The organism is Burkholderia sp. Bp9143, assembly GCF_003853645.1.
Taxonomy (GTDB): Bacteria; Pseudomonadota; Gammaproteobacteria; order Burkholderiales; family Burkholderiaceae; genus Burkholderia.
Genome location: NZ_QTPO01000076.1, coordinates 1 through 13,922, shown reverse-complemented (window position 1 = coordinate 13,922; position 13,922 = coordinate 1). Strand labels below are relative to the sequence as shown.

General features: G+C 59.5%; 11 protein-coding genes. 5 read left to right on the top strand and 6 right to left on the bottom strand.

All coding sequences use genetic code 11. The features are described 5' to 3' along the window. Positions 1–95: 95 nt before the first annotated feature. Genes DIE23_RS36090 through DIE23_RS36080 form a run of 3 tightly spaced genes read left to right on the top strand, consistent with a single transcriptional unit; the run spans position 96 to position 3,214 of the window. Positions 96–1,574, top strand: coding sequence for an NAD-dependent succinate-semialdehyde dehydrogenase (locus DIE23_RS36090; RefSeq protein WP_124617305.1), 1,479 nt, complete (start codon positions 96–98; stop codon positions 1,572–1,574). 37 nt (positions 1,575–1,611) lie between these two features. Continuing rightward, the gene (locus DIE23_RS36085) at positions 1,612–2,025 is read left to right on the top strand and encodes a Zn-ribbon domain-containing OB-fold protein (RefSeq protein ID WP_124617303.1); all 414 of its coding nucleotides are present in this window, start codon (positions 1,612–1,614) and stop codon (positions 2,023–2,025) included. Between the two features lie 10 nt (positions 2,026–2,035). After that, positions 2,036–3,214: a thiolase C-terminal domain-containing protein gene (locus DIE23_RS36080; protein ID WP_124617301.1), complete on the top strand. Its 1,179-nt coding sequence runs from the start codon at positions 2,036–2,038 to the stop codon at positions 3,212–3,214. Between the two features lie 339 nt (positions 3,215–3,553). Here DIE23_RS36080 and DIE23_RS36075 read toward each other — a convergent pair whose 3' ends face one another. The 5 genes from DIE23_RS36075 to DIE23_RS36055 all read right to left on the bottom strand — a co-directional run bounded on the left by DIE23_RS36075 (position 3,554) and on the right by DIE23_RS36055 (position 10,120). After that, positions 3,554–4,732 (bottom strand): porin, encoded by a 1,179-nt coding sequence (locus DIE23_RS36075; RefSeq protein WP_124617300.1) that lies wholly within the window; start codon positions 4,730–4,732, stop codon positions 3,554–3,556. Between the two features lie 806 nt (positions 4,733–5,538). Further along, positions 5,539–6,282 (bottom strand): SDR family NAD(P)-dependent oxidoreductase, encoded by a 744-nt coding sequence (locus tag DIE23_RS36070; RefSeq protein WP_124617298.1) that lies wholly within the window; start codon positions 6,280–6,282, stop codon positions 5,539–5,541. 122 nt (positions 6,283–6,404) lie between these two features. Next, the gene (locus DIE23_RS36065; protein ID WP_124617296.1) at positions 6,405–8,075 is read right to left on the bottom strand and encodes a class I adenylate-forming enzyme family protein; all 1,671 of its coding nucleotides are present in this window, start codon (positions 8,073–8,075) and stop codon (positions 6,405–6,407) included. Between the two features lie 26 nt (positions 8,076–8,101). Continuing rightward, a complete protein-coding gene (locus DIE23_RS36060; protein ID WP_124617295.1) occupies positions 8,102–8,881 on the bottom strand; it encodes an enoyl-CoA hydratase-related protein in 780 nt (259 codons plus the stop codon). Positions 8,882–9,325: 444 nt separating this feature from the next. Further along, complete coding sequence (locus DIE23_RS36055) at positions 9,326–10,120, bottom strand: enoyl-CoA hydratase/isomerase family protein (RefSeq protein WP_124617293.1); 795 nt, start codon at positions 10,118–10,120, stop codon at positions 9,326–9,328. A gap of 269 nt (positions 10,121–10,389) precedes the next feature. Here DIE23_RS36055 and DIE23_RS36050 point away from each other — a divergent pair, with 269 nt between their 5' ends. Then, entirely contained in the window at positions 10,390–11,169 is a 780-nt protein-coding gene (locus DIE23_RS36050) for an SDR family oxidoreductase (RefSeq protein WP_124617291.1), read from the top strand. Between the two features lie 202 nt (positions 11,170–11,371). On the opposite strand, the gene DIE23_RS36045 is transcribed toward DIE23_RS36050, so the two are convergent. Further along, entirely contained in the window at positions 11,372–12,358 is a 987-nt protein-coding gene (locus DIE23_RS36045; protein WP_124617289.1) for an NADPH:quinone oxidoreductase family protein, read from the bottom strand. A 377-nt stretch (positions 12,359–12,735) separates the two neighbouring features. Between DIE23_RS36045 and DIE23_RS36040 the strand changes: the two genes are divergently transcribed. Further along, the coding region (locus DIE23_RS36040) for an acyl-CoA dehydrogenase family protein (RefSeq protein WP_124617287.1) at positions 12,736–13,922 on the top strand (1,187 nt) is incomplete at its 3' end.

The window sequence follows — 13,922 nt, the reverse complement described above, 5'->3', positions numbered from 1 at the left end:
TGCGACCGCGGTCTGCACCATTGGCCGGATAACGATCAAACCGAAGCCGGCAAATCAGTTGCCGGTCGGCAGCGACTCAAAGAGAGGATTGTGATATGTCGGAGTTGAGCTCGAACGTGCGTGAGGCGGCAGTGGATCGTCTGTACCCCCGCATCGGGCTGCATATTGACGGCGCTTGGATATACGACAGGCCGGCCTGTCATGAGGTCACGAACCCGAGCGATGGAAGCACGCTCGGTCCGGTTCCGAGCGCTACGACGTCGGATCTGGAGCTTGCATTGAGCGCAGCCAATCGAGGCTTCAAGGTGTGGCGCGATACAGCACCGGAACAGCGTGCCGCGCTGTTGCTTCGCGTGGCTGGACTGCTGCGTGCGCGTGCAGGTGTCATTGCACCGATCATTACCCTGGAGCAGGGAAAACCCCTTGCTGACGCGCGAGCGGAAGTGGAGCGGGCGGGCACGTTTCTCGAATGGGACGCCGCGCAGTTGCTGCGTACGTACGGCTCGGTCGCGCCGTCCGAGCCGGGAATGCAGCGCTTGGTCATTAGACAGCCGATCGGGCCGGTCGCCGCATTCACGCCATGGAATGTGCCAATCAGCTCGCCATCGAGAAAAATCAGCGGAGCACTGGCGGCGGGCTGCTCCATCGTCATCAAGGCGGCGGAGGAAACGCCCGGAGCCGCATGCGCGTTTGTTCAATGCTTCATTGACGCTGGGCTCCCTCCGGGCGTGCTCAACCTGGTATTTGGCGATCCGGCCGAAATTTCGACGACGTTGATCGCATCACCGGTAATCAAAATGGTTACGCTGACCGGTTCGGTGTCGGTCGGCATGCAGCTGTCGAAATTGGCGGGTGCAGCGATGAAGCCCGTCTTGATGGAGTTGGGTGGACATGCTCCGGTGCTGGTCTGCGACGACGTGGACGTCACACAGGTTGCCCGCCTGGCGGTGGCATCGAAGATGCGCATGGCAGGACAAATCTGTGCATCGCCTTCTCGGTTCATCGTGCACGAGCGGGTGTATTCCGAGTTCGTGTCAGCGTTTGCCGCAGCGGCCAACGAAATTCGCGTCGGCGACGGATTTGCTCCAAATGTTCAGATGGGTCCGGTGATCAATGCACGTCGGCTCGCAGCGATGGAGTCGCTTGTCGCTGACGCGCAAGCATGCGGCGCGAAGGTGGCGGCAGGTGGACATCGAATCGGCGATCGCGGCTGCTTCTTCGCACCGACCATTCTTGCCGACGTGCCGCCGGATGCCAGCGTCATGAGTACCGAACCGTTTGGTCCGCTCGCGGTGTGCGTCCCGATGAAGGATCTTGAAGAAGGTTTGGCGCTCGCGAACAGCCTATCGGTCGGTCTTTCCGCTTACGCGTTTACGAATTCACTGCACGATGCTGAACGCATCACGCGCGAGCTCGAGTGCGGTGTGTTGTCTGTCAACCATTTCGGTGCCCCGGGCGCGGACATGCCGTTCGGCGGTGTCAAGGATAGCGGAATCGGGCGCGAAGGTGGCGAAGGGTCGCTCGATGCATACATGGTGAGCAAGACGGTTCTGCAGAAGGCGACACGGATTTGACGTCCGACGAGACGCCGAAACATTACGGAGACACATTATGGAAGAGGTTCCTCTGCCCGTTCCGACTGCGAACGCCGATTCGCAGCCGTATTGGGATGCAGCGCGCGAGAAGCGATTGCTGATTCGCAGGTGTGATGCGTGTGAAACGACTCACTTCATGCCACGGCATTTGTGTCCGAACTGCTGGTCCGATCGCCTCACGTGGATCGAAAGTCAGGGCACAGGCAGCGTTCATAGCTTCACAATCGTTCGACGCGCACCGTTGGCGTCCTTCGGTGCACGAACACCCTACGTCGTGGCATTGATCGACCTCGACGAGGGGCCGCGAATGCTGACCAACATCGTCGGCGACGACGCACTTTCCGTGCGAATTGGTGATCGAGTGACGGTCACCTTCGAGGATCGCGGCGACGGCGCCATGCTTCCGCAATTTCATCGCGTCAATGCTTGAGGTCACCGGCATGAAGAAAGCTGCATCACTGAAGAACAAGATCGCGATCGTTGGTGTCGGCGAGTCCGAGATCGGACGCGTTCCGCACATGACCGGCCTCGGCCTGAATGCGCAGGCGGCGAAGCGTGCACTCGACGACGCGGGCCTGAAAGTGTCGGATATCGATGGCGTGCTGACCGCGTACTCGTTCACTGAGCCGTATTTCATGCTCGGCTCGGTCATCTGCGAATACTTGGGTCTCAAACCCAGGTTCAATGCTTCGCTGGTGACGGGGGGCGCAAGCCCGGCAGTCATGCTCAAGCATGCCGCCGAAGCGATTGCGTCGGGGCAAGCCGAAACCATCCTGGTCTGTGCAGGGGAAAACCGGGCAACCGGCCAGACTCGGGACGCCGCGGTCGCGTCGTTGATGGCGGTCGGACATCCGTATTTCGAACAACCGTATGGTGCGTCGATTCCGGGGTTCTACGCGATGATCGCCCAGCGGTACATGCACGACCTTGGGACGACCCGGGAGCAACTGGCGCACGTGGCCGTGAACACGAGAGAGCATGCGCTGTTGCACCCGAACGCTCACATGAAGACGCCGCTCACGATCGAGCAGGTCTTGTCTGCCAAGCCGATCGCTGACCCGCTCGGCATGCTGGACTGTTGCCTGATTTCGGACGCAGGCGGCGCGTTCATCGTGACGTCGGCGGAGCGCGCGGCCGATCTGAACGCGAAGCCGATTTACCTGCAGGGTATCGGTGAATATCATACGCATGAGCATTTGATGTGCGCTCCAAGCTTGACCGAGTTCGGTGCAACCGAGTCCGGACGAATCGCCTACGAGATGGCGGAACTTGGTCCAGGCGATATCGACGTGGCAGAACTGTACGATTGCTTCACGATCGTACCGATCATCGAAATGGAGGAACTCGGCTTGTGCAAGCGTGGTGAGGGCGGAGCATTCTTTGCAGATGGCCATGCGCGAATCGGCGGGAAACTGCCGATCAATACGCACGGCGGTATGCTGTCCCACGCTCATGCCGGCGCCGCCGGCGGTCTCTTCGGCATGGTGGAGGCAGTGCGTCAATTGAGAGGTGGTCTGGGCGCGCGTCAGGTCGAAGGTGCGGAGGTCGCGCTGGTGCATAACGAGGGAGGCATTCTTTCGTCACATTGCACTGTCATTCTCGCGAATGCAAAGGGCTGAAACCCATTGTGATGGAGCTGATCGAACGATCGCTCCATCGCCGACTGAATCCTGTCGGCTCCATCTCGAAACTGCCGGGCTTAAGCGATCGAGCCTGCTTGAATTACATTCCCTGCATTGACCCGGACATGGTGACTGATCAAGTTTCAGGGCAGCGTATGGCTTCCCGGGTTTAGCGGCGTTGCCATCTGGTCATTGTGCCGAGCTCGCTGTGGCTATGTCGATGACGCTGAGCGTCGCCGCGTTGGCGGTGATGGTGGTCTTCCCGATGATGAGGCGAAATGCGGAGGGCACGCGGGTGCGCTTGCTGCGAGCCTCCGCGTGCCTGGCTAAACCAGCTTAGAAGCGGTGACGAATCGCCGCGCGGATCAGGAACTGATGATTGTTCGACGAATCGCCAAGGTTGTCGATATCGGCAACGGCGGGGGCGCCGGTCGACGAGACGCCGGATGCGCGCTGCCATCCCATTGACGTGTAGACATCGGTCCGTTTCGACAGGAAGTAGTCAGCCGTAAGCGCGATCTGATTGTAGTGTTGCCCACCCACAGTCGTACCGCTGGCGGTCTTTACGGCTCGGCCGTTCAGATAGTCGTAGGTGATTCCGGCAAAAAAGTACGGCGAAAACTTGTACTGCGCACCGATGTCGAAGTTGTTGAAGCGCGCGGTGCCGCCCAGGAGATCCGGGCCAAGTTGCCCATATTGCACGTTCGAATATGAGGCGGCCAGAGTTAAGTTGCCGATCGTATAGTTCGCAGCCACAAGAGCGGTTTGATATGCTTGCGCGCTCTTGTAGCCTTTGTTAAGGGACAACGCGACGGGCGAAGCACCGCTGGCGTTATCGGTAAAGAAGCCCGATCCTGCAGTCGCAGAAGTGGGATTCTTGAAATGTTCGAAGGCCGCTCCGAGCTTCAGGGGTCCATATTCGTACGACGTACCCACCGAGTAGCCACTATTGGCGGTGATGTTGCCAGCCACACCGCCAACGCTATATTCACCACCGAACTTGAAGCCGTGGAAACTCGGGCTCATGTACCGAATAGCGTTGTTGACGCGTACGGTGTTGGCACCGTTGTCCAGGTCGCCTGGGTGGGTTGCTGCCGGACCTCCGATCAAGCTGGCGGCAGTCAGCGGCTCGGGGAAGTAGAAGATCATGTCATACTGGCGGCCGAGTGTGAGGCTGCCGAGATTGTCACTACTCAGGCCAACGAAAGCCTGACGGCCGAATGCGGTCCCGCCCTGACCGAACGCGCCGTTGTTGAGGTTAATACCGGATTCGAGCGTGAAAATCGCTTTCAGGCCACCACCCAGGTCTTCTGTACCGGTCATGCCCCAGCGGCTACCGAAAATTCCGCTCAACGAATCGAGAAAGACTCGCTTGCCACCCTCATTGTTGTTCTGAAACATGACGCCTTCATCGATAACGCCATACAGTGTCACGCTGCTTTGAGCATGAACCGCAGTAACAAAGGTGCCCAGAATCGCGGCGCAGAGAATGTGCCGTTTGAAGTTTGCGCTCATAGTTAGAAATACGAAGTAATAGTATGAATATTTCGACTTCGCTAGAAATTCTTTAGCGCGAGGGAAACGCGAATGCGATACTCGCCCAGGAATATGACGAAGCCAACAGCTGCTACTGAAACGTCATCCGGCGCCGCGATGCTTGTTTGGTGCGCCTCGTGTCGTTCAGCTGAGAAGTGACGATCTCGAGATCGTCGTTTCGAGCTCCTCCTTTTGCTGTTGAATACGGGCGTGCGTATTCACGCCGTAATGGTTACGATGCGTTCGAGGGGTAATGGCTTCGGCACGAGGCTGACCGAGAGGCAGTCGGCTCGGTTCTGCTCGGCACTGTGGCTAGACGGGAATATCGTTCGTCACGGGTTTGTCTCCAAATAAATGTGTTTTTGTGTTCGTAGATGTCGCCGTGTTGACCGGCTATCCGAATCCGAATTCCTGCATTTGCGATCGGATGCAAACAAGAACGCAACGTCCGTGCCAGCAATGATTGGAATGTCGCTTACTGGAACACAAGCCTGAAGGCGACGTCGCATGGGAAATCCAGTAGACGTTTTTCGCAATGTCATGCTCAATTGTGTCTGCAGGTGTTCTCGGCTCCGACATCGATTGTTCTCGCGAAGAACAAAAGTAGCTTCTCGCGCGCGTACCAGTACGGTGCCAGCTGGCTATTGGCGGGGGGGGCGCGTCGATTCATTGACGCACTTGACTGTCGGAGTAACCAGCGGTCGCCCGACGTGTAGGGATGGAGTCTTGAATCGAGGTGCAGGGCCGCATGACTGCTGCCACGACCCTGCACGGTACATCGTTGGTCAATGCGCGATGCCTTGACCGCCGTCTGCGTAGACGGTTTCGCCAGTCAGGAAGGATCCCGCTTGCGTGAACAGCATGGCCACAAGTGCACCGACTTCCGAGGCAGTACCCGGTCTGCCGCGCGGAATGCGCTTTTCCAGATAGGTGGCCAGGGGCCCCTCCGAGATCGCGTCCGCATTCAGATCTGTCTGGATGTAGCCCGGGGCGACGTTGATTACACGGATTCCCTTGCTGGCCCATTCGACTGCCAGACAGCGCGTAATCGCGCCGACGGCTGCCTTGCTTGCGCAGTACGCGAGGTTGCGTTTGACGCCAAGTTTCTCGAAAAACGAGCCGATGTTGACGATCAGCGCGCTACCTGCAGATACGAGATGCGGATACGCTGCCTGGCAGGCGGTCACGACCGACGTCGCGTTCATGTCCATCACCCGATGCCATTGGTCGAGAGGCAATTCCGCCGACGGTGCGTCGACGTGAAATCCCGCGTTATTGACCAACCCGACGATTCGCCACCCTTCGGCGGCGAGCTCGTTTAGTACGGACTTCAACTCATCCGGCCGGGTGACGTCCACCTTGCGTGAAAGCCAGCGCGCTGACACGTCGGTGGGCGTATCAGGAAGGGACGGCAGGGCGCCTGAACGGGACAGGCAGACCACATTGCGGCCTTGTTCTGCGAGCGCTAACGCAATCGCCGCGCCAATACCGCGGCTCGCACCCGTTACGACAATACAATCACGATTCATGCTGACTACTCCTGGAAAAACGTTTGCGACGACTGGTGCGGGCTGCCATTGCGTCGAGATTCCGATGAAATTTTAGATCCGCTTGCCCGGCGCAGCCGGGCAAGCGCAAAGATTGAAACGTATCAGCCCGCTCGGTAACGGACGGGACTTGGTTGAATACGCCCACTCTGAACCCATTGCACCAGCTCGCGTTTCAGAATCTTCCCGCTTGCCGTCAACGGAAATTCTGATAGCACCACGAAGTATTCAGGCATATCGAATTTTGAAAGACCTTCGCGTGCCAGATGCTGAAGCAGATCATCCGCCTCGGGCGGCGTGCCGTCTCCAATGACCGCGAGGCAGACCTTTTCTCCAAGACGCTCATCAGGAATGCCGAACGCCGCGGCCTTCTTGATGGAAGGATGGCGATGGGCGTACTCCTCGATGTGCGACGGATGGATGTTGTGACCACCACGGATGATCAGGTCTTTCTTTCGCCCGACAATCTCCAGATTCCCTGCGCCGTCGAAGCGACCGAGGTCGCCGCTCATGAACCAGCCGCTGCTGTTGAACGAAGATTCGGTCGCGCACTGATTGTTGAAATAGCCGAGCATCAGTAAACCGCCGCGACCGCCAATTTCACCGACTTCGCCGGGAGCGACTTCAAGATCGGGGTTGTCCGGCTGCCAGAGGCGCACTTCATAGCCGTCGCATGCGGCGCCGCACGTTCCCGTGATGACGTCGACTGAATCAGCTGGCTTTGTGTACTGGTGCGAGCCGTTTTCCGTCATGCCGTATACGTTCTGTGGTGTCGCACCAAGGGACAGCAGCTTACGCGCGGTCTCGGTCGGGATCAGGCTGCCGGCCATATAGAAAACCTTTACCGATCCGAGACTGGAGACATCGCGGCGCTCGATTTCCAGTAGCAGGTCGATCGCATGCGTCGGGACCCCCATGACGTAGGTGGCTTCCGTGGACACGATCCAGTCAAGTGGTGCGATACCTGCCGTCGCATCGTACAAGACCAGTTCGCACCCAGCGACGAGCACTTGCTCGAATGCGACAGTGCCGACGTGATGACTCATCGGGCTGAGCGTGAGCAGTACGGTGTCGCCGGTCTGCTTCCAGTCGGATGCCAGGGCGCGGCCGTTAGCGAGCAGCGTGTTGTCGCTGTGCATTACGCCTTTCGGTGTTCCGGTCGTGCCGCTCGTGAATGCCAGATAAACGACTTGGTCGGGGTTCTGGCTTGGTGGTGGAAGCGGGATCTGAGATACGTGTCCCGGAATCGGAAATGCACTTGTCGCCGGCGGGGTGGTCGAATCGACTGCACGCAAGGCGGGCAGCGCGTAGACCCGCTTCATGTGATTGAGCTCGGCAGCCCCGGAAAATACGTCAGCTTTATCCGCGTCTGCCCCCCAGCCGGGCTGCGCAAATAGGGCTCGGCACTCGATGCGGCCCAGCATTGCCAGTATTTCCGCGACCGTATAGTTTTGATGCAGCGAAGGGTTGCAGACGTAGCCGTTGCGCGAACAAGCGAGCTGAATGACCGCCATTTCGACGCGATTGGGCAGCCAGACCGACACGCGGTCACCGCTACGCAGGCCGCTGTCGTGTAGATCGGCGGCCACCGCATCTGCCCACGCGACGAGCGCGCTCCAGGTAAGACGCCTGGTGCTGTCGCGAACCGCAAAGGATGAACCCCTCTCGGTCGCGTGGCGGCTTGCCAGCGAGTACAACGTGTCTGTTTGCCAGATTCCGGTCAAATAATGCTTCCGGGCCGTCGCGGGGTCATGCAAGGTAAGGAGATGCGACATGGTCGGTAACTCCAGGATCGTGTGCCTTAATGACCGAAGCGCGTTGCATCCGGCGCACGACGATTAGCGAATGCGTCGGCGAGTTCTGCGTGCTCGTCGGTATCGAGATATCCGCGCAGCAGCAGGTCATGCGCCATCCGCGAAAGACCGGACACACCGCCGTGGCGTGCGTTGAATGCGGCCTTGATCGATGCCAGCGCGAATGCGCCGCGATCGGCGATTTCGAGTGCAAGTTTGCGCGTGGCTTCCTGGAGTTCAGAATCGGGAACTACGTGATTGATGAGCCCCCACTCAAGTGCTTCGCGCGCAGTCAATTTGGGATTGCGGTACCACATCTCCTTCGCACGCTTTTTCCCGACGAGATCTTCGAGATACCACGTGCCATAGCCACCATCGAAGCTGCCGACCATCGGGCCGACTTGCCGGAATACGGCGCTTTCCTTTGCAATCGTGATGTCGCACACGACTTGCAGAACGTTACCGCCACCCACAGCGAAACCGTTCACTGATGCGATCACGGGCTTCTGCAGGCGGTCGATGCTTTCGTACATCTCGAGCGTCGGAAGCACGCCCGCATACAGCATTGAGTCTTCCATGCCCTCTTTGCGGCCGCCGGTGCAGAAGAACTTGTCACCCGCACCCGTGATCACGATCACGCGCGTTCGGGTTTCGCGGCGGATTTCGTTGATGCAGTCGCGGATCTCATGGCACATCTGCGGCGTGAACATGTTGCCGTCGTTCGGGCGGTTGAGGGTGATGGTACCGATCGGGCCGTCTTCCTGATAAATGATTTCTTCGAATTGCATGAGGTGTCCCCATCTGGATGGATGCGCTATGCGCGAAGTTGAGATTTCCCGGTTGCGATGCCGACCGGGACAACGCGCTCGATGCCACGCGTCCGGAATAAAAGCGGTGGTACATTCGAGCGCGAATATCGTCACGGAAATTCTTCTGCAAGGTTTATGCCAATCTGGAGTGCCGCGTTGCGTCGCAATCAGAAGGGTGGCGAGCCCGTACTGGCATGAATGCGTGATTGGGCAGTGTGCGTGGCGAAGACATTCAATGACCTTCGATCGGTGCATTTGGCAAAGACACGTACACTTCAAAACGGCATGCGATCCTCGATGAACCAAAAAAAGCCCACCTCGAAAGGCGGGCAAAAAGACGCGATGCTCAATCGACCGAAAAGGTCGAACGGGACATCGCGCTTCGGCCACGAGGCCGCATTGGAGCGTCCGGTAGCGACATACTTACTGGTTCGATGCGGCGTGGGCGAAGTCAGCGCGCCGGCCTTCCAGCGCGGCGCCAAGTCCTTCGGCAAACTCGGCGTTCGACATCGCGAGAACCTGCCCGAATCCTTCGAAGGCGAACATGTCATGCAGGCTCGTTTCGAAGCTGCGAGCCATCAGCGTTTTCGCGAGACCCATCACCTCGGCGGGGCCATTCGCGAGACGTGTGGCTTCGGCAAGGCCGACTTCGTCGACCTGTTCATCGGGAACCACCTTGGCAGCCAATCCGAGGTCAAGTGCCTCCTGTGCCGAGAGCGTGGCGCCGGTAAACAGAAGTCTTTTGGTGGCGGCCATTCCGATGAGCCTCGGCAGGTGATACATGGTGCCGATGTCCGGCATTACGCCGATGCGAAAGAAGCCGGGGATGAACTTCGCTCCCTCGCCCGCAATCAGCAGGTCACCGGTCAGTGCGAGGCCGAGGCCCCCACCAACTGCCTGACCGCGTACGCCAATGACAACCGGCTTGTTGAGCATGATCAGCGGAATCAGCCAGTCGTTGAGATTGCGAAAGCGTCGATGGACCGTCCAGGGATCGCACGCGGTCTTGAGCATGTTCAGATTGCCGCCTGAACAGAATGTCGGGCCTTCACCCGTGAGATAGACCGCTCGTACGGCGGGATTCTTCTCAGCGAGTTTCACCGCATCGCCCAATTGTTCCCGAAGTTCGGTCGTCAGTGCATTGCGATCCTCGGGGCTGCAGAGCTTGATGACAAGTACGGCACCTTCGATAGCAGTGTTCACCAGCTGTTTGGTCATGACATGTCTCCTGAATGCGGCATCAACGAATGATTGCGGGTTATAAGCAAGCGCCATGCCAATTCCGATTCATCGACGATGCCGGCCCGAGAGCGGGCGTACGGTGCGTTCTTGGGGAACATAGTGTTCGCGAGCAACACACTGTTGGCACGTATCACGCGCGATTGCGTATTTCGGAAGCAGGCACGGACCTTGCATTGTCGGAACACTGACTGGAACGGTCGCATACGCCGCCGGGACGGACATTTCGAACAAACGGAGATAGCTTGATGTTCACGAACGACACCTTGAAGGGCCGCGTTGCCCTGATCACTGGCGGGGGTACCGGGATCGGCCTGGAAATCGCCAACACATATGCCCGACTGGGTGCCTCGCTGATGCTGGTGGGCCGAAATGAGGAGCGCGTTCAGGCCGCCGCCCAAGCGATCAACGAAAGCGGTGGCAAGGCTATCGCGCGCCGTGCCGACGTTCGCAATTACGATGATGTGAAGGCGGCCGTCGATGCGACGGTCGAAAACTTTGGCGGTCTTGATGTGCTCGTCAATAATGCCGCAGGCAACTTCGTTTGCCCGACTGCCGAATTGTCGCCGCGCGGCTGGCAAACGGTCATCGATATCGACCTGAACGGCACGTTCCATGGATGTCACGCTGCCTATCCGCATCTCAAGAATTCGGCGCACGGCGGGTCGATCATCAGCATCATCACGATGCTTGGCGTGACCGGCTGGCCGGGTGCTGCCCACGCTTCTGCGGCCAAGGGCGGCATTCTGTCCTTATCGCGGACGTTGGCCGTCGAGTGGGGGGGCGATAATATCCGTGTCAATACAATTTCGCCGGGGCCGATCGGGGACACGGAAGGCGTGCGCCGCATGTACGAGGAATCGGGGCGCGGCGAGCTGGAGGCGAAGAAGACGGCACTGGGCCGATTCGGCAAGCGTGTAGACATCGCGAATGCGGCTGTTTATCTCGCGTCAGACCTGGCGTGCTACGTGACCGGTGAAAACTTGATCGTTGACGGCGGTCGCTGGCTGAAATACGTAGCTGCGTAACACCGGTTCAAGCGCCCGCATGCCATGCGGGCGTTGACCCTGGAATTGTCGCTTCGTATCAACTCAGCGACGCGTCTTGAGACCGCTGCCGCTTAGCGTTGAGAGGGTGGCATCGAATTCGAGCGAGATTGAAGTCTGTGCGTGCACTCCGGCGCGGACGCCTACGCGCGTGCCGCGCTAGACGTCCGCTGACTTCATCGCATCAATCCATTGTGAGCACCACGCGGCCCGTCGCGCGGCGAGTGTCGATCAGCTGAAGAGCGTCGGGCAACCGGTCCATCGGAAGGGTTTGCATGATGTTCGGACGCAATGCCCCTTTGGCCCACAGCGAGCTCAGTGCTGCGTGGGCCTGCGCGACCTTCCACGGTTGACGATCGCGATAGTCGGTCCACTGTAACCCAGTCACCGTCGCATTCTTGACTAGCAGATAGCCTGCTTTGATCTCCGGGATACGCCCGGTTGCAAACCCGACCGTGACGATTCGTCCATCCCAGGCGAGTGTGCGCAGCGACGCATCAAACACATCACCGCCCAGCGCGTCGATCACGATATCGACGCCTTGGCCTTCTGTCGCCGCATGAACCTGAGCGCGAAGACTGTTGCGCAAGTCCGGAGCGCCAAGGTCGACGATGTGGCATGGGATGTCCTTCAGAAGGGCCCGTGCTCGTTCCGGGGAATTGGCGCCAGCGAGCACCGTCGCGCCCATCGCACTGGCAATCTGCACGGCGGCGTGACCGACTGCGCCGGTAGCTCCGGTGACGAGTACCGTGTCGTCTGACCAGCGTGCCCGCTCCATGAGGGCAAACCAGGCGGTTTGCGAGGGCAAACCGAGAACGGTAGCGTCGACGAACGTCATCTCATCAGGCAGCGGCAGGCATTGATCTTCGCGCGCAATCGTCTGCGTCGCGAACGCTCCCCATTCGACATGAATGAGCACGCGGTCTCCTGGCTTGACGCGTGTGACGGCCGGGCCGACCCTGGAGACGATCCCGGCGGCTTCTTTCCCCGGTGAGAACGGCAACGGAGGGCGCGTTTGGTACTGCCCTGAAATGACCAGCAGATCGGGATAGTTGACCGCAGCGCTTTTGACGTCAATTACGACTTCGTCATTCTGTGGCTCGAGGTCGTCTAATTCCTCGACCTGATGGGTTTCGGCTAACCCAAGCTTCTTGATCTGCACTGCACGCATTCATTTCCTCTTTCTGTTCGGGCTGATCGACCGGCATCTCGGATGCCGAGTGAATCCTTTGGCGGACATATCTCGATCGCAATGCCCATGCCATCTTCGCTGCATCCGTCGACCGGGCTTCCGCGACGATCGTGCATTTTGTCGCGATTCCTCGTGTCGTTGCTACGGACACTTCATGAGTCGCCAGTCCTTCCGATGGACACGAACGATGTCGAACCTGACCTTCCCAAGAGGCTCGGGCCGGTCCACACGTGCGATCGCAGTTCGATGCGTATATGGCATGCATGTTGCTGTGAAGGGATGAGGAAAAACAGGCGCGGCCGCGATTAAGGAATCGGGCTGCCGCGCATCAAAGAACCCCCTGAAGGAGAAGACGAGTGGATCAGTCGATGTCGGAGGAGATCGAAGCGGTACGCGACCTTGTGAATCGTTTCATGCAGAACGAGGTGGTACCGGTAATGGACGGCTTCGAGAAGCGCGGGGAGTTTCCGCGGGAGCTGGTGAGGAAGGCCGGCGAAGCCGGGTTGTATGGGGCGGTATTTCCGGAGTCGGTGGGCGGCAGCAACATGGGTTACCTGGCGGCGGCGGTGATCCAGGAGGAAATGTGCCGGATCGACGTTCGATTCGCGTCGTGCAACAACCAGCAGGGCTCGACGTGCCCGAGCTGCATCTATTTCGGCGGGACGCCGGAGCAGATCAAGAAGTACGTGCCGAACCTGGTGGCGGGCAAGACGATCGGGATGATGTCGCTGACGGAGTCGGGCGGCGGCTCGGACGCGGCGGGGAACATGCAGACGTTCGCGCGTCGTGACGGAGACGTATATCGGATCACGGGGCAGAAGATGTTCGCGTCGATCGCGAACGAGACGGACGTTGGCGTGCTGTTCGCGAAGACGGAACGGGACGGCGGCACGAAGGGGGTGACGGCGTTCATCGTGCAGCCGAAGAAGTACCCGGGCTGGACGGCGCAGCCGATCGACATGATGGGTCTGTCGAACTCGTTCCGCACGAACGTGGTGTACCTGGATGATTTCGTGGTGCCGGTGGAGGACCGCCTGGGCGAGGAAGGCGAGGGGTTCAAGATCATCATGCGCACGCTGCAGCCGGGTCGAGTGGGTGTGGCGGCCAAGGCGTTGGGGGTGGCGCGCGCGTGCTACGAGGACGCGCTGCGATACGCGAACGAGCGGACGCTGCGTGGCCAGCCGATCGGGCGCTTCCAGATGATCCAGTCGGATCTGGCGGAGATGGCGGTAGCGATCGAGGCGAGCCGAGCGCTGGTGTACAAGGCGGCGCAGATGATGGACGAGAGCTTGCCGTCGAACCGTATCGCGGCGATTGCGAAGTACCACGCGTCGCAGACGGCGAAGTTCTGTGCGGACAAGGCGGTGCAGATTTTCGGTGGCTATGGGCTGGCGAAGGAATACCGGGTGTCGTGGTACCGGGCGTACGCGGACATGTTCTTCACGGGCGAAGGTTCGGCGAACGTGCAGAAGATCCTGATTGCGGAGGATGCGCTGGGGTACAAGCTGGCGGATCGCCACCACGGGAAGACGGGGCTGCGCGA